This window comes from Pseudomonas sp. S2_H01 (assembly GCF_054668305.1).
On the sequence record NZ_CP162756.1, the window covers coordinates 2,047,387 to 2,062,725 of the forward strand.

At 59.6% G+C, this 15,339-nt stretch carries 15 protein-coding genes and 2 pseudogenes; 6 read left to right on the forward strand and 11 right to left on the reverse strand.

The annotated features are described in order from the left end of the window. Positions 1 to 713: 713 nt before the first annotated feature. Positions 714 to 785 (forward strand): annotated as a pseudogene (locus AB4N84_RS08960) (hypothetical protein); the annotation flags it as partial. A 411-nt stretch (positions 786 to 1,196) separates the two neighbouring features. Here the strand turns inward: AB4N84_RS08960 and AB4N84_RS08965 are convergent. Continuing rightward, the gene (locus AB4N84_RS08965) at positions 1,197 to 1,637 is read right to left on the reverse strand and encodes a hypothetical protein (protein ID WP_074758060.1); all 441 of its coding nucleotides are present in this window, start codon (positions 1,635 to 1,637) and stop codon (positions 1,197 to 1,199) included. Here AB4N84_RS08965 and trmL point away from each other — a divergent pair. Further along, positions 1,636 to 2,091, forward strand: a complete 456-nt coding sequence (gene trmL / locus AB4N84_RS08970) for a tRNA (uridine(34)/cytosine(34)/5-carboxymethylaminomethyluridine(34)-2'-O)-methyltransferase TrmL (RefSeq protein ID WP_074758058.1) — start codon at positions 1,636 to 1,638, stop codon at positions 2,089 to 2,091. The two genes, AB4N84_RS08965 and trmL, sit on opposite strands and share 2 nt — an antisense overlap. A gap of 290 nt (positions 2,092 to 2,381) precedes the next feature. On the opposite strand, the gene secB is transcribed toward trmL, so the two are convergent. From secB to AB4N84_RS08985, 3 genes are read right to left on the reverse strand one after another with little or no spacing between them, the layout of a single operon-like run. Beyond that, positions 2,382 to 2,867: a protein-export chaperone SecB gene (gene secB, locus AB4N84_RS08975; protein ID WP_074758056.1), complete on the reverse strand. Its 486-nt coding sequence runs from the start codon at positions 2,865 to 2,867 to the stop codon at positions 2,382 to 2,384. Between the two features lie 45 nt (positions 2,868 to 2,912). Further along, complete coding sequence (gene grxC, locus AB4N84_RS08980) at positions 2,913 to 3,167, reverse strand: glutaredoxin 3 (RefSeq protein ID WP_074758054.1); 255 nt, start codon at positions 3,165 to 3,167, stop codon at positions 2,913 to 2,915. A 1-nt stretch (position 3,168) separates the two neighbouring features. Next, positions 3,169 to 3,582 (reverse strand): rhodanese-like domain-containing protein, encoded by a 414-nt coding sequence (locus AB4N84_RS08985; RefSeq protein ID WP_074758052.1) that lies wholly within the window; start codon positions 3,580 to 3,582, stop codon positions 3,169 to 3,171. A gap of 145 nt (positions 3,583 to 3,727) precedes the next feature. Between AB4N84_RS08985 and gpmI the strand changes: the two genes are divergently transcribed. From gpmI to AB4N84_RS09005, 4 genes and pseudogenes are all read left to right on the forward strand, one after another. After that, entirely contained in the window at positions 3,728 to 5,263 is a 1,536-nt protein-coding gene (gene gpmI, locus AB4N84_RS08990; RefSeq protein ID WP_460046040.1) for a 2,3-bisphosphoglycerate-independent phosphoglycerate mutase, read from the forward strand. A gap of 140 nt (positions 5,264 to 5,403) precedes the next feature. Further along, a pseudogene (locus AB4N84_RS08995) lies at positions 5,404 to 6,712 on the forward strand (murein hydrolase activator EnvC family protein). A 30-nt stretch (positions 6,713 to 6,742) separates the two neighbouring features. Continuing rightward, positions 6,743 to 8,074 carry a S41 family peptidase gene (locus AB4N84_RS09000; protein ID WP_074758045.1) on the forward strand — a complete coding sequence of 444 codons (1,332 nt, stop codon included), beginning with the start codon at positions 6,743 to 6,745 and terminating at the stop codon, positions 8,072 to 8,074. Positions 8,075 to 8,117: 43 nt separating this feature from the next. Further along, entirely contained in the window at positions 8,118 to 8,888 is a 771-nt protein-coding gene (locus AB4N84_RS09005) for a divergent polysaccharide deacetylase family protein (protein WP_460046041.1), read from the forward strand. A 214-nt stretch (positions 8,889 to 9,102) separates the two neighbouring features. Here AB4N84_RS09005 and AB4N84_RS09010 read toward each other — a convergent pair whose 3' ends face one another. From AB4N84_RS09010 to AB4N84_RS09040, 7 genes are all read right to left on the reverse strand, one after another. Continuing rightward, positions 9,103 to 9,858, reverse strand: coding sequence for a substrate-binding periplasmic protein (locus tag AB4N84_RS09010; RefSeq protein ID WP_074758041.1), 756 nt, complete (start codon positions 9,856 to 9,858; stop codon positions 9,103 to 9,105). A 279-nt stretch (positions 9,859 to 10,137) separates the two neighbouring features. Continuing rightward, positions 10,138 to 10,908: an imidazole glycerol phosphate synthase subunit HisF gene (hisF, locus tag AB4N84_RS09015; protein ID WP_346828662.1), complete on the reverse strand. Its 771-nt coding sequence runs from the start codon at positions 10,906 to 10,908 to the stop codon at positions 10,138 to 10,140. A 166-nt stretch (positions 10,909 to 11,074) separates the two neighbouring features. Beyond that, entirely contained in the window at positions 11,075 to 11,812 is a 738-nt protein-coding gene (gene hisA / locus AB4N84_RS09020) for a 1-(5-phosphoribosyl)-5-[(5-phosphoribosylamino)methylideneamino]imidazole-4-carboxamide isomerase (RefSeq protein ID WP_460046042.1), read from the reverse strand. A gap of 23 nt (positions 11,813 to 11,835) precedes the next feature. Further along, positions 11,836 to 12,093 carry a DUF2164 domain-containing protein gene (locus tag AB4N84_RS09025; protein ID WP_460046043.1) on the reverse strand — a complete coding sequence of 86 codons (258 nt, stop codon included), beginning with the start codon at positions 12,091 to 12,093 and terminating at the stop codon, positions 11,836 to 11,838. Then, positions 12,093 to 12,731, reverse strand: a complete 639-nt coding sequence (gene hisH / locus AB4N84_RS09030) for an imidazole glycerol phosphate synthase subunit HisH (RefSeq protein ID WP_460046044.1) — start codon at positions 12,729 to 12,731, stop codon at positions 12,093 to 12,095. Before hisH ends, AB4N84_RS09025 begins: the two co-directional genes overlap by 1 nt. After that, the gene (gene hisB / locus AB4N84_RS09035; RefSeq protein ID WP_062379429.1) at positions 12,731 to 13,324 is read right to left on the reverse strand and encodes an imidazoleglycerol-phosphate dehydratase HisB; all 594 of its coding nucleotides are present in this window, start codon (positions 13,322 to 13,324) and stop codon (positions 12,731 to 12,733) included. Before hisB ends, hisH begins: the two co-directional genes overlap by 1 nt. Before the next feature lie 284 nt (positions 13,325 to 13,608). Further along, positions 13,609 to 15,270, reverse strand: a complete 1,662-nt coding sequence (locus tag AB4N84_RS09040) for an OFA family MFS transporter (protein ID WP_074758031.1) — start codon at positions 15,268 to 15,270, stop codon at positions 13,609 to 13,611. Between the last annotated feature and the right edge of the window lie 69 nt (positions 15,271 to 15,339).

The following is a 15,339-nucleotide window of genomic DNA, read 5'->3' on the forward strand; positions in this document are numbered from 1 at the left end:
AATTCGATGAACGGTCACGGGGCTTCCGATGATTTTTCGGTTGACGCCCTCAGAAAGGCCCGTTCAAGAAATAATCTTCTCTAAGCTCATACCAAAACGTTATTTATTTCGCACTTCTTAGATCATTTACGCTCCTCATCATTCGGCCCTCGGTCTGCCTTGCATCGGAGCGTCACCATGAAACGATTCAACCTTCTTCGCGTGTTGGCGGCGTTGTCGCTGGCAGGCTCTGCCTTGATTGCCCAAGCGGCGGATTTCACCGTTGCCTATCCTTTCTGATCGCAACCCACATCAGAGCCGCTGAAGCATTGGTCGCGCGCAATGGTCGAGCTGGACGCGCCGACCTCCAAAGCCATCGGCAAGACCGCGGCGTTCCTCAAGGGACAAGGCAAGGTCGATGCCGTGCTGGCTGATTAAACGCCTTACGTCAGCGCCAAGTTCGTCACTCAGTAAGACCCCGTAAGAACGGTATCGACGGAACCTGTAGGAGCCGGCTTGCTGGCGAATGCGGCGGATCAGTTAACTAGATATCGACTGAAACGCCGCGTTCGCCAGCAAGCCGACTACAGGACCTCGAGTGAACCATCCGAGGTTATCTTGCAGCCGCTGCGTCGCGAGCGCAGTGCAGCCCAAACGAATCGTCTATATATAGAAGCGGAGTCATTGCCATGGCCTTGTTACGGCTGAAGCGCATCAGCGCACAGTATCCCGGTGCGGTGGACGACTACCGACCGCAGCGTCGGGTGATGCACCGCGCGACAATTCTGGGGGATGTGCCGTTTTAATGTAGCGATCAACGTCCCCTGTGGGAGTGACCTTGCTCACGAACGGGCCCGTACATTCAGTCCTTTTTTCATGGGCTGGAACGCAGCAATTGTGAGCACGCTCATTCCCACAGGTTTATCAGCGAAGATCATCGCAGGCTGCCACGTGCATCACTTTGGTAACCCTTCACCCAAAAATGCGCGAATAGCGTGCAAACCTGATCAATAAACACCCAAATGTGAACGCTGATCCGAACGATTGACCCTCGCCCATTTGTTCAAGGCACCTTGATCGGGGCTTTAAATAAGGCTCCTACGAGATACTTTCACCTTTCCTACAGAGAATTCTCAAAACTGGCACGCAGGCTGCAATAGGTTAAGCATCACCAGTTTTGGGGACCTTGGTACAGGCAGGCCGGGGATTCCCCTCTTTTATTCCTCTCGGAGACTCACCTCGAGTCTCCAGCGCCCGTCCAGCGCTGCGCCGTGCCACTCACCGCGCAACGGACGGGCCGCCAGCAGGTTCAGCAACAATCCCTTATCGCTTTTCTGCACCCTCCAGCGCACATCCCGACCGTTGAGCTTCAGTTCGCCTCGTTGCGCTTCGCCTTTGGCGTTGAACAGCAGCGCCACGGCACCGTCGACGATTTCGCCGTGCAGCTGCGGCTCGCGGTTAAACCACACCGCGACGCCATTGGGCAGCGGCTCGATCTGCTGGAGCGCGATCGGGTCCGGCGTGGTGACACGGCCGATCATCAAACCCACCATGACCCCGAAAATCGCGATCGAACCCAAAAACCGCGGCCATAGCTTCGGCCTCGGGTCCTCTTCGGGGGTAGAATGCATCCCGTCCTTATGTTCGGAGCCGTGCATGTTTCACGTGATCCTTTTTCAACCAGAAATTCCGCCGAATACCGGCAACATCATCAGGCTCTGCGCCAACAGCGGCTGCAGCCTGCATTTGATCGAGCCGCTGGGCTTCGAGCTGGATGACAAGCGTCTGCGCCGTGCTGGCCTCGATTACCACGAGTACGCCACCCTGCATCGCCACGCCGACCTTGCCAGTTGCCTGGAAAGCATCGGTCATCCGCGCCTGTTCGCTTTTACCACAAAGGGCTCGAAGCCTTTCCATGACGTGGCGTTCCAGGAAGGCGACGCCTTTGTGTTCGGCCCTGAAAGCCGTGGCTTGCCGCCCGAGGTGCTGGACCCGCTGTCCAGCGACCAACGCCTGCGCCTGCCCATGCGCGAAGGCTGCCGCAGCCTTAATCTGTCAAACACCGTGGCGGTGGCCGTCTACGAAGGCTGGCGACAGTTGGGGTTTAAATAACCCCTCCGGCGCGGGATCTCTACACGGATGCCCTTCGGGCCTGATCGCGAGCAAGCTCACTCCTACACCGATCGCATCCACACCTGTAGGAGCGTGGCTTGTCCCGCGATCTGCCGGGAACCGGCAGCAAATGCAGCGCCCACGGTATTTTTGGTACGCCGCACATCACATGGATTTACGACGGGTTCCCCGCCGATCGCGGGACAAGCCACGCTCCTACAGTTTTTAGCGTCCGCTCATACAAAAAAAGCGCCCATCACAGGCGCTTTTTTTCATTCAGGCCGCAAGGCTTACTGAACGGTCGGAGTTTCGCCGGATTCCTGCATGCGCTGCAGCTCTTGGGCGTACAGGGCGTCGAAGTTCACCGGAGCCAGCATCAGCGCAGGGAACGAGCCGCGGACAACCAGGCTGTCGATGGTTTCACGGGCATACGGGAACAGGATGTTCGGGCAGAACGCGCCGAGGGTGTGGCTCATCGAAGCCGCGTCCAGGCCCTTGATCAGGAAGATACCGGCTTGCTGGACTTCAGCGATGAAGGCAATTTCTTCGCCGTTCTTCACTTCGACCGACAGGGTCAGCACGACTTCGTAGAAGTCATTTTCCAGCTGCTTCTGACGGGTGTTCAGGTCCAGGCTGACGCTTGGGGTCCATTCCTGACGGAAGATCGCCGGGCTTTTTGGCGCTTCGAAGGACAGGTCACGAACGTAGATGCGTTGCAGGGAGAACTGTGGTGCTTCTTCGTTGGAAGTGGCGCCGTTATTCGTTTGATCGGTCATCTCAGATCCTTCTTACTTTTAAGGTCTTGTACGTAGGGTTCGAATTCAGGCGCTCAACAGTGCGTCGAGCTTGCCAGCGCGTTCCAGGGCGAACAGGTCGTCGCAACCTCCAACATGGACCGAGCCGATCCAGATCTGAGGAACCGACGTGCGGCCAGCCTTTTTAGTCATTTCAGCGCGAATCTGTGGCTTGCCATCGACTTTGATCTCCTCGAAGTCGACGTTCTTGCTCTCGAGCAGGTACTTGGCGCGCGAGCAGTAAGGGCAATAATCGCTGGAGTAGACGATGACTTCAGCCATTTCACTTCACCAGCGGCAGGTTGTCACCGCGCCACGACGACACACCACCGGACAGCTTGGCGGCAGTGAAGCCGGCTTTGAGCAATTCGCTGGCAATGTGTCCTGCGTGCTGACCGGCGGCATCGACGATGATCAGGGTCTTGGGTTTGTACTTCTCAAGCTCCGAAGTACGGGACATGACCTTGTCCTGCGGGAAGTTCAGGGAGCCGACGATATGACCGGTGGCGTAGTCCTTCTTGGGACGCACATCGATGACCACCGCCTCGTCACGGTTGACCAGCGCGGTCAGTTCACCGGTGCTCAGGCTCTTGCCGCCCTTGTTGAGTTCTGTCGCGATCAGCAGTGCCAGCAGGATGACGAAAGCGCCAGAGATCAAATAGTGATTAGTGGCAAATGCAATCAGGTGATCAACCATCATTAGGTTCCAGGGCGTTAAAATGTCGGCCAGTATACACAGCACCCAAGGTCGGCCAAAGCCCGTACGGCAGTGACGCCGTCTGAACTTGTCCCTAAACTGTCGATCTTTCCTCTACTTCATCTTTTCACCAAGAGTGGGATTCATGACTACCACGCCTAAACCTTTGGTTCTGATCATCCTGGACGGCTTCGGTCACAGCGACAGCCATCACGGCAACGCGGTCTATGAAGCGAAGATGCCGGTCTTCGATCGCCTCTACAAAACCATGCCCAACGGCCTGATTTCGGGCTCCGGGATGGACGTCGGTCTGCCGGACGGCCAGATGGGCAACTCCGAAGTCGGCCACATGAACCTGGGCGCCGGTCGTGTTGTGTATCAGGACTTCACGCGCGTGACCAAAGCGATCCGCGACGGTGAGTTCTTCGAAAACCCGACAATCTGCGCAGCGGTGGACAAGGCCGTTGGCGCTGGCAAGGCCGTGCACATCATGGGCCTGCTGTCCGATGGCGGCGTGCACAGCCATGAAGATCACCTGGTAGCGATGGTTGAACTGGCGGTCAAACGCGGCGCCGAGAAGATCTACCTGCACGCGTTCCTGGACGGCCGCGACACGCCGCCACGCAGCGCGCACAAGTACCTCGACACCATGGAAACCGCCTACAAGCGCCTGGGCAAAGGTCGCACTGCAACGATCATCGGCCGTTACTTCGCCATGGACCGCGACAATCGCTGGGACCGTGTCGAATCCGCCTACAACCTGATTGTCGACGGCACATCTGAATTCCAGGCTGACACCGCAAAGGCCGCGCTGGACGCTGCTTACGCGCGCGACGAGAACGACGAATTCGTCAAAGCCACCCGCATCGGCGAGAAAGTCACAGTCGAAGACGGCGACGCCGTCGTGTTCATGAACTTCCGTGCCGACCGCGCCCGTGAGCTGACCCGTGTGTTCGTGGAAGACGACTTCAAGGACTTCGCCCGTGCACGTCAGCCAAAACTCGCCGGCTTCGTGATGCTGACCCAGTACGCCGCCACGATCCCGGCACCGGCTGCGTTCACCAAGGAAGGCCTGCACAACGTGCTGGGCGAGTACCTGGCGAACAACGGCAAAACCCAGCTGCGCATCGCCGAAACCGAAAAATACGCGCACGTGACCTTCTTCTTCTCCGGCGGCCGTGAAGAACCCTTCAAAGGCGAAGAACGCATCCTGATCCCTTCGCCGAAAGTCGCCACCTACGACCTGCAGCCAGAAATGAGCGCGCCGGAAGTCACGGACAAAATCGTGGACGCCATCGAAAACCAGCGTTTCGACGTGATCGTGGTCAACTACGCCAACGGCGACATGGTCGGTCACAGCGGCATCATGGAAGCCGCGATCAAGGCCGTTGAATGCCTCGATGTCTGCGTCGGTCGCATCACCGAAGCGCTGGAAAAAGTCGGCGGCGAAGCACTGATCACCGCTGACCACGGCAACGTCGAGCAAATGACCGACGACACCACAGGACAGGCGCACACGGCGCACACCACTGAGCCCGTGCCCTTCGTCTACGTCGGCAAGCGTGACCTGAAAGTCCGCGAAGGCGGCGTGCTGGCGGACGTCGCTCCGACCATGCTGACGCTGCTGGGCATGGACATTCCGAAGGAAATGACCGGCAAATCGATTCTGGTTGCCAAGTAAGTCGTCTAAACCGGCCTGTCTTACGCGGACAGCGCCGGTTTTTGTATGAAATGTCTGAAAGCGGCGCCCTATGAGCGTTTTTTTTGCAGCCACCGCCGGGCATACTAAGCCCGTCTTCACTCCTGGTATCGCCCAACTCCATGCTCCGCGCCCTGATCGCCCTCGCTTTGATTTGTCTGCTTAACCCGGCCTTTGCCGACGATGAGCGCGCACAAACCCAAAAACAGCTGGATGCCACGCGTCAGGACATTACCGAACTGAAGAAGGCGCTGAGCCAACTCCAGGAGGAAAAGTCCGGGGTTCAGAAAGATCTGCGCTCGACCGAAACCGAAATGGGCAAGCTGGAAAAGCAGGTGGAGGCCCTGCAAAAAGAACTAAAAAAGAGTGAAACCGAGCTTCAACGGCTCGATGGAGAGAAAAAAACTCCAAAGCGCACGCGTTGAACAGCAACGCCTGATCGCGATTCAGGCCCGCGCCGCCTATCAGAACGGGCGTCAGGAATACCTCAAACTGCTGCTCAACCAGCAGAACCCCGAGAAATTCGCGCGCACCCTCACCTATTACGATTACCTGAGCCAGGCCCGCCTGGAGCAGCTGCGCAGCTTCAACGAAACGCTGCGCCAACTGGCCGAAGTCGAAAAAGACATCGACCTGCAACAAGCCCAGCTCTTGGTGCAAAAGAGCTCGCTGGATGACCAGAAAGCCCAGCTCGACACCGTTCGCCAGCAACGCCAGGTCGCCTTGGCCAAGCTGAATCAGGACTACAAGGCTCGCGACCAGAAACTGCAGTCACGCCAGCAAGATCAGGCAGACCTGACTAAAGTCCTCAAGACAATCGAAGAAACCCTTGCACGGCAAGCCCGCGAAGCCGAAGAGGCGCGTCAGAAAGCGCTACTGGCTCAGCAGGAGGCCGAGAAACGCCAGCGTGAGCAAGAAGCGCTGGCCAAGAGCCGAGGAAAAGACGACAGCGACGAGGCACCGCGTCGCCCCACAAAAGCCCCCGGCGCACTGGTTTCCAGCGCCGGTCAGTCGTACGGCGGACCTTTTGACCAGGCAAAGGGAAAACTTCCTTGGCCTGTTGATGGTCGATTGTTGGCGCGTTTCGGTGAAACCCGCGGCGATGACGAGCGAACCAAGTGGGATGGCGTGATGATCAGTGCTGCCGCGGGCAGTCAGGTACACGCTGTGCATGGTGGTCGTGTGGTCTTCGCCGACTGGTTGCGAGGCGCCGGGCTGCTGGTGATTCTCGACCACGGCAACGGTTATTTGAGTCTGTACGGTCACAACCAGAGTCTGTTGAAGGAAGCTGGGGACGTTGTAAAAGCCGGAGAGGCGATCTCCACCGTTGGTAACAGTGGTGGCGGTCAGGACACTCCGGCGCTGTATTTCGCTATTCGTCAGCAGGGTCGCCCTAGTGATCCGGCCCAATGGTGTCGCACTCAAGGATAAGTCGACACCTCACTCAGGAGTTCGTAAGACATGCTGTTTTCGTCCCGCCTCACCTCGCTGGCCCTGACTATCGCCGTGGTTATCGGCGCGCCTCTTGCGCAGGCCGCCGGTGCCGCTCCCGCTGCGGCGCCTGCTGCTTCCGCACCTGCCAATGCCGCGAACATCAAGGCGCCGCTGCCGCTCGACGAGCTGCGCACCTTTGCCGAGGTGATGGACCGGATCAAAGCGGCGTATGTCGAGCCGGTAGATGACAAGACCCTGCTGGAAAACGCCATCAAGGGCATGCTCAGCAACCTCGACCCGCACTCCGCCTACCTGGGCCCTGAAGACTTTCAGGAGCTGCAGGAAAGCACCAGCGGCGAGTTCGGCGGCCTGGGCATTGAGGTTGGCGTAGAAGACGGCTTTATAAAAGTCGTGTCGCCGATCGACGACACGCCTGCTTCCAAGGCGGGCATCGAAGCCGGCGACCTGATCGTCAAGATCAACGGCGCGCCGACCCAGGGCCAGACCATGCAGGAAGCCGTCGACAAGATGCGCGGCAAGATCGGCGAGAAGATCACCCTGACGCTGGTGCGCGACGGCGGCAACCCGTTCGACGTGACGCTGGCCCGCGCGACCATTCAGGTCAAGAGCGTGAAGTCGCAGATGCTGGAGCCTGGCTACGGCTACATCCGCATCACGCAGTTCCAGGTCAAGACCGGTGAAGAAGTCGGCAAGGCGCTGGCCAAGCTGCGCAAGGACAACGGCAAGAAGATGAACGGCCTGATCCTCGACCTGCGCAACAACCCTGGCGGCGTGTTGCAGGCAGCGGTCGAAGTGGCTGACCACTTCCTGACCAAGGGCCTGATCGTCTACACCAAGGGCCGCATCGCCAACTCCGAACTGCGCTTCTCGGCAGACCCGGCCGACGCCAGCGAAGGCGCGCCTCTGGTGGTGCTGATCAACGGCGGCAGCGCCTCGGCCTCCGAGATCGTCGCCGGCGCCTTGCAGGACCAGAAACGCGGCATCCTGATGGGCACCGATTCGTTCGGCAAAGGCTCGGTGCAAACCGTTCTGCCGCTGGCCAACGACCGCGCGCTGAAGATCACCACCGCGCTGTATTACACGCCCAATGGCCGTTCGATCCAGGCACAGGGCATCAACCCGGACATCGAGGTCAAACGTGCCAAGGTCACCACAGAGGCCGACGGCGAGAACTACAAAGAGGCCGACCTGCTCGGCCACCTGGGCAACGGCAACGGCGGCGCGGACAAACCGACCACCAAGTCCAAGGCTGGCAAGGCGCGTCCACAGGACGACGATTACCAGCTGAACCAGGCCCTCAGTCTGCTCAAGGGATTGAGTGTCACACGCGGCAATTGATATGCGCTTCTGGTTGACCGGGCTCGTCAGGGCCCTTGCAGTGATGGCTGTTGTTCTGACGGATGCCGCACAGGCGGCATCCGCCGAACCCTCGACAACCGACGGCAAGTCGCCGAAGGTCGCTTACATCAGTCTGATCATCGATGACCTCGGACAGAGTCCCGACAAGGACAGCCGCGCGCTGGCTCTGCCCGGCCCCGTGACGCTGGCGATCATGCCCGACACCCCGCACGCCACCGACTTCGCGCGCCAGGCCCACAAGGCAGGCAAGACCGTGATGCTGCACATGCCCATGGACCCGGCCACCGGGCCGTACGCCTGGCGTCCCGATCTCCCGCTGACCGAGCTCGAATCGAGACTCAACGCGGCGCTGTTGAAAGTGCCCTATGCGGCGGGGATCAACAACCACGAAGGCAGCCGCATGACCGCCGAGCCGGTGGCGATGAACTGGCTGGTGGGTGAACTGCAGCGGCGCCATCTGTTTCTGGTCGACAGCCGCACCAGTGCGAAAACCGTCGCCGCAGCCGAAGCGCAAAAGATCGGTTTGGCCAGTCTATCCCGGGACGTGTTTCTCGATGACGAGCGCACCGCAGAGGCCATCAGCGGCCAGCTGCAGAGCGCGGTCAAGCTGGCGCACAAGCAAGGTTCGGCGGTGATGATCGGCCATCCGTACCCGGTGACCATGGAGGTGCTGGAACGTGAGTTGCCCAAGCTCAAGGCCCAAGGCATCGACTGGATCGAACTACGCCATATGATCAGCATCCGTGGCAATCAGGCGATGGGTGGGCATGGGAAGAATGGGGTTTATCGGTAGATCTTCCGGCTTGCACGCCCCCCCTGTAGGAGCCGTCCGAGGTTACGAGGGCCGCGAATGCGGGCTGTCATCCGATAGAAATGTATGGAGCAAGCAGCCTTCTTCTGTGGGAGCGAATTCATTCGCGATTGGCCAGTACACCCGGCACATTTTTTTCAGCAGTCGCACCGCATCGCGAATGAATTCGCTCCCACAGGGATATATCGCACCCTGTTTACAGGTATTTACCCAAAATACTGTCCACCGTGCCTTCCTTGCGCAGCTGATCTAGCGCGGTCTGCAGCTTCTTTACCACCTCATCCGGCGTGTCTTTGTTCAGCGCCAGGAACAACTCGGCGCTGTTGAAGCGCAGCACGGTTTTCAATCCGGTCACGCCCTCTTGTCGCGCCAGGTAACGCCCGGCCGGGTCGCCCGTGGCCCAGAGGTCGATTTGCCCGTCGACCAGCTTCTTGGCGTTGTCCTTGTCGCTGAGGACCACAATCGGGTTCATTCCCTGACGCCCCAGCTCTTCGGCGATCGCATCGCCCTTGTAGGCGCCGATCTTGTACTGACGGGCTTCGTCCAGGGTATTCAACTGAATCGGGCTGTCGGCTTTGGCCAGCATGATCCAGTCATCCGGGCCAATGGGGCCGACCCACTTGAAGAGCTTTTCGCGCTCAGGCAGACGCGCCGTCACGAACACGCCGTAACCGGGCTTTTCCAGCGCAAGTTTGTAAATGCGGTCCCACGGAAAACGCAGCGTCATGTTGTAGCCGACGCCCGCACGCTTGAAGGTTTCGCGCACGATTTCGACGGCAATGCCCTGGATATTGCTCTCCTGAGCAAAATTTTTGCCGTCGATGGCCATGTTGTAGGGCGGGAAATTCTCGGTGAGCAACACCATCGAATACGCCGGCGCATCCTCTGCCCGGGCGGTTCCTGTCAGCAATGTGGCCACGCTGATCAGCGCAAGAAAAACACCTTTGAACATATCCCTGGCACCCGATCCTGACGTCGGCAAGAGAGTGCCGTTAACACAGGGCGTTGTCCAGTTCGGGAATGGGTGGAGTCGCTTTCAGGACAGAGGTGTCTCGAAGCGTCTGGGGCGGGGCGCTCAGCGGCTTGATCGCTCACTGACTGACACAATGTTGATCGTTCCCACGCTCTGCGTGGGAATGCAGGGCAGGACGCTCCGCGTCCCTGTGACGCAAGTCACTCCCACGCAGAGCGTGGGAGCGATTATCCACAGATGGAGTGTTCACATACGGGATCAGCGAACCACAATCCCTTGTTTGGCCATGAACGCCTTGGCTTCCGGCACGGTGTATTCGCCGAAGTGGAAAATACTCGCGGCCAGAACGGCACTTGCGTGGCCTTCGAGCACGCCGTCGGCCAGATGCTGCAGGTTCCCCACGCCACCCGACGCAATGACCGGGATACCCAGCGCATCACTGATCGCCCGGGTCACGCCCAGATCGAAGCCGTTCTTCATGCCGTCCTGATCCATGCTGGTCAGCAGAATCTCACCAGCGCCCAGGCCTTCCATCTTCATGGCCCACTGCACGGCATCCAGACCGGTTGGCTTGCGACCGCCGTGGGTGAAGATCTCCCAGCGCGGTTCTTCGCCCGGCCCGGACACCTTCTTGGCGTCGATTGCCACGACGATGCACTGCGAGCCGAAACGCGCAGCCGCCTCACCGACGAACTCGGGGTTGAACACCGCAGCGGTGTTGATCGACACCTTGTCGGCACCGGCATTGAGCAGGTTACGAATGTCCTGCACGGTCCGCACGCCGCCGCCCACGGTCAGCGGGATGAACACCTGACTGGCCATGCGCTCTACGGTGTGCAACGTGGTGTCACGACCATCGACACTGGCAGTGATGTCGAGAAACGTAATCTCGTCGGCACCCTGCTCGTCATAGCGACGGGCGATCTCCACAGGATCGCCGGCGTCACGAATGTTCTCGAACTTAACGCCCTTGACCACGCGACCGTTGTCGACATCGAGGCAGGGGATGATGCGTTTGGCGAGAGCCATGAGGGTGTTCTCCAAAAACTGAGGGGTATTAACCCATCATCAAACTTTGCTTTGAGACCGGATCTCTGTGGGAGCGAATTCATTCGCGATGCGGTGGCACTGCTGACAGATGCGTCGAATGTACCGGACTCTCGCGAATGAATTCGCTCCCACAGAATCAATACCCTCAGGCCTTGTATTGATCGCAGAAAGCCTGGGCTTCAGCGACGTCCAGTGTGCCTTCGTAGATCGCACGACCGGTGATTGCGCCGATGATGCCCGGCGCTTTCGCGTCCAGCAGCGCCTTGATGTCGCCCAGGTTGTGGATGCCGCCAGAGGCGATGACCGGGATCTTCGTCGCCGCCGCCAACGCAGCGGTGAACGGTACGTTGCAGCCCTGCATCATGCCGTCTTTGGCGATGTCGGTATAAACGATGGCCGAGACGCCGTCCGCTTCAAAACGCTTGGCCAGGTCGATCACCTGAACCGAGCTGACTTCAGCCCAGCCGTCGGTGGCGACGAAGCCGTCTTTGGCGTCCAGACCGACGATCACCTTGCCCGGAAACGCGCGGCAGGCTTCAGCGACGAATTCAGGCTCTTTGACCGCTTTGGTGCCGATGATCACGTAGCTCACGCCCGCCTTGACGTAATGCTCGATGGTTTCCAGCGAGCGAATACCGCCACCGATCTGGATCGGCAGGTTTGGATAACGCTTGGCGATGGCAGTGACCACGTCACCGTTGACCGGCTGGCCTTCGAACGCGCCGTTCAGATCGACCAGATGCAGACGACGGCAACCGCCTTCAACCCACTTGGCAGCCATGCTCACCGGATCGTCGGAGAACACTGTGGAATCTTCCATGCGACCCTGACGAAGGCGCACGCAGGCACCGTCTTTAAGGTCGATAGCGGGAATAATCAGCATCTGGAAACCTACTTAATCGGAAATTAGTTTTTCTCGAGCGCCCAAACGTCGCTTTCGATGCTTTCGAAGCGCTCTTTCAAATGCGCCTGCACATCGAAGATCGCCCGGTTGTAATAGTGCGGGGCAATTTCGCGAGTGAAAAATTCAAGGATTTCAGCCGCTTCGAACGAACCCAGGTCCAGTTCGAAGCGGTCTTCCATGAACCGCTTGATCGTGTGACACGCCTCGCTCTCCTGCTCAGGAGTGAGGGTCAGGATCGGCGGCTTGTTCTTCTTGCTCATTACCAGCGGCCGTCCCACGCAGCGAAGTTCTGCAGCAACTGCAGGCCATGGGTGTGGCTCTTCTCAGGGTGGAACTGCACCGCGAAACGCGAGCCGTCCGCCAATGCGGCAGCGAAGTCATGGCCGTAATGACCGCGACCGACGATCTGCCGAGGGTTCGGCGACTCGATGTAATAGCTGTGCACGAAGTAGAACCGCGCCTGGTCCGGAATGCTGTGCCACAGCGGGTGATCCACCGCCTGCGTCACTTCGTTCCAGCCCATGTGCGGGACTTTCAAGTGCTGGCCGTCTTCGTGGAGATCCTTGCCGAAAAACCTCACCTGACCGGAGAAGACACCGATGCAGTCGACGCCATCGTTCTCTTCACTGCGGTCCATCAGCGCCTGCATGCCGACGCAGATGCCAAGAAACGGACGGTCCTGGCTGACTTCACGCACCAGGGCATCAAAGCCCAGACGACGGATTTCAGCCATGCAGTCGCGGATCGCGCCCACACCGGGAAACACAACCCGGTCGGCTTCGCGAATCACGTCGGCGTCGCTGGTAATCAGCACACGGCCAGCGCCTACGTGCTCGAGGGCCTTGGCCACCGAGTGCAGGTTGCCCATGCCGTAGTCGATAACGGCAACCGTCTGCATTACAGCACGCCCTTGGTCGAAGGCATCTGGCCAGCCATGCGGTCGTCCAGCTCAACGGCCATGCGCAGCGCGCGGCCGAATGCCTTGAACACCGTTTCGATCTGGTGGTGAGTGTTGTGACCGCGCAGGTTGTCGATGTGCAGCGTGACGTTCGCGTGGTTCACGAAGCCCTGGAAGAACTCCTGGAACAGGTCCACATCGAAACCGCCTACGGTGGCGCGGGTGTACGGCACATGCATCTGCAGGCCAGGACGACCGGAGAAGTCGATGACCACGCGCGACAGCGCTTCATCCAGCGGGACATAGGCGTGGCCGTAGCGACGGATGCCTTTTTTGTCGCCAATGGCTTTGCTGAAGGCCTGACCGAGGGTGATACCGACGTCTTCCACCGTGTGGTGGTCGTCGATATGCAGGTCGCCTTTGCTTTCGATATCCAGATCGATCAACCCGTGACGGGCGATCTGGTCGAGCATGTGTTCAAGAAAAGGAACGCCGATATCGAATCGGGCCTTTCCGGTGCCATCCAGGTTGATCGAGGCTTTGATCTGGGTTTCCAGGGTGTCGCGCTCGACGAACGCCTTACGTTCGGCCATCACCAGCTCCGCAAAATCATTGGGCGAAAAGGCGGACATTATAGGCGTGTAGGATGGAAACAGAAACACGAAGGGAGATATCGCTGACGGGCTGAATTCGCCGCCGCGAGCGTTAGACATGTGCATACAAGCACATACGAGATGACGCCAAACCCTGTAGGAGCGCGCCTGCCCGCGATTACGGTGTGTCAGACAGCCAATCAATGCCAGACAAATTGCAATCGCGGGCAAGCGCGCTCCTACAGGTTCGATGTCGGCCCAATCAGGCCGACATCGAGAGCGGCTTAGTGGAACAACACCGCAGTCTTCTGCAGGGTGATCCACACGCCCCACGCCAGCGGGATGCCCACGGCCAGCCAGGCCAGGATCGCCAGCGGCTTGGTGCCTGCGTCCGCTTTCCACTCAAGGGAGGTGGTGTGGTCGGCGCCAGCGTCGTGACCGATGGCTTGTTCAGCCTTCAATTGCGCGTCGGTCATGAAGTACTTGTCGGCCACCGGGCGCACCAGCATGTTGCAGATGAAGCCCAGCACCAGCAGGCCGGCGAGGATGTACAGCGTGATGTCGTAAGCGTCGGCACGAGCAACGCCGTGGCTCAGCTGATATTCACGCAGGTAGTTCACCAGCACCGGACCCAGCACGCCAGCGGCAGCCCAAGCAGTCAGCAGACGACCGTGGATCGCACCAACCATTTGCGTACCGAACAGGTCAGCCAGGTACGCCGGAACGGTCGCGAAACCGCCGCCGTACATCGACAGCACGATACAGAACGCAGCAACGAACAGCGCAACGCTGCCCAGGTGGCTCAGGGTCGGCACCGATGCGTAGAGCAGGAAGCCCAGCGCAAAGAACACGAAGTACGTGGCTTTACGGCCGATGTAGTCCGAGAACGACGCCCAGAAGAAACGGCCGCCAATGTTGAACAGGCTCAGCAGACCGGTGAAGCCGGCTGCAATGGCGGCGATAGCGGCCAGTTGCGAAGCGTCCAGCTGACCAAACGCCTGATCGGTGCCCAGCAGCTTGCCGCCGAACACCTCCTGCAGCAGTGGCGAGGCCATTCCGAGGATGCCGATACCCGCCGAAACGTTCAGGCACAGCACCAGCCACACCAGACGGAATTGCGGGGTTTTCCACGCAACGCTCACGTGCACGTGGCGGTTGGTGATCATCGCGCTGTTGGTTTTCTTCGCAGGAGCGGTCCAGCCTTCAGGTTTCCAGCCGGTTGGCGGAACGCGGTACGCCAGGGCGCCACCGATCATGAAGACGAAGTAGATCGCAGCCATGGCGACGAAGCTTTGCCATACGCCCACGCTGTCAGGCGTTGCAAAGTGGCTCATCAACGCGGTCGCCAGTGGAGCACCGACCATCGCGCCACCGCCGAAGCCCATGATCGCCATGCCGGTCGCCATGCCGCGCTTGTCCGGGAACCACTTGATCAGGGTCGAAACAGGCGAGATGTAACCCAGGCCCAGACCGATACCGCCGATCACACCCGAACCAATCCACATCAGCCAGATCTGGTGGGTATAGACACCCAGCGCCGAGATCAGCAGACCGCCACACCAGCACAGGGCCGAGACGACACCGGCTTTACGTGGTCCGGCGTGTTCCAGCCAGCCGCCCCAGATGGCCGCCGAGCAACCCAGGAAAATGAAGAACAGGGTGTAGATCCAGCCGAGCATCGAGATCGGCCAGTCACAGCTGGACGAGAAGACTTGCTCGAAGAACCCCATGTCCGGTGCGCAGGCAACGGCGGTTTTGATCCCGATCGCCTTGGACAGCGGCAACCAGAACACCGAGAAGCCGTAAGCCATACCGATACAGAGGTGAATGGCCAGTGCGGCCGGTGGAACGAGCCAGCGGTTGAAACCGCGCTTGGCGATAATGCGCTCTTTGGACAAGAACGCAGGCTGAGCGATAGAGCCGCCCAGAGCAGTGCTTGTAGTCATCTAAGTTTTGCCCCTATTTATAGTTGTGTCCCGCAAGAACAACGGCATTGCTTCCGCCACCCCTCTTCA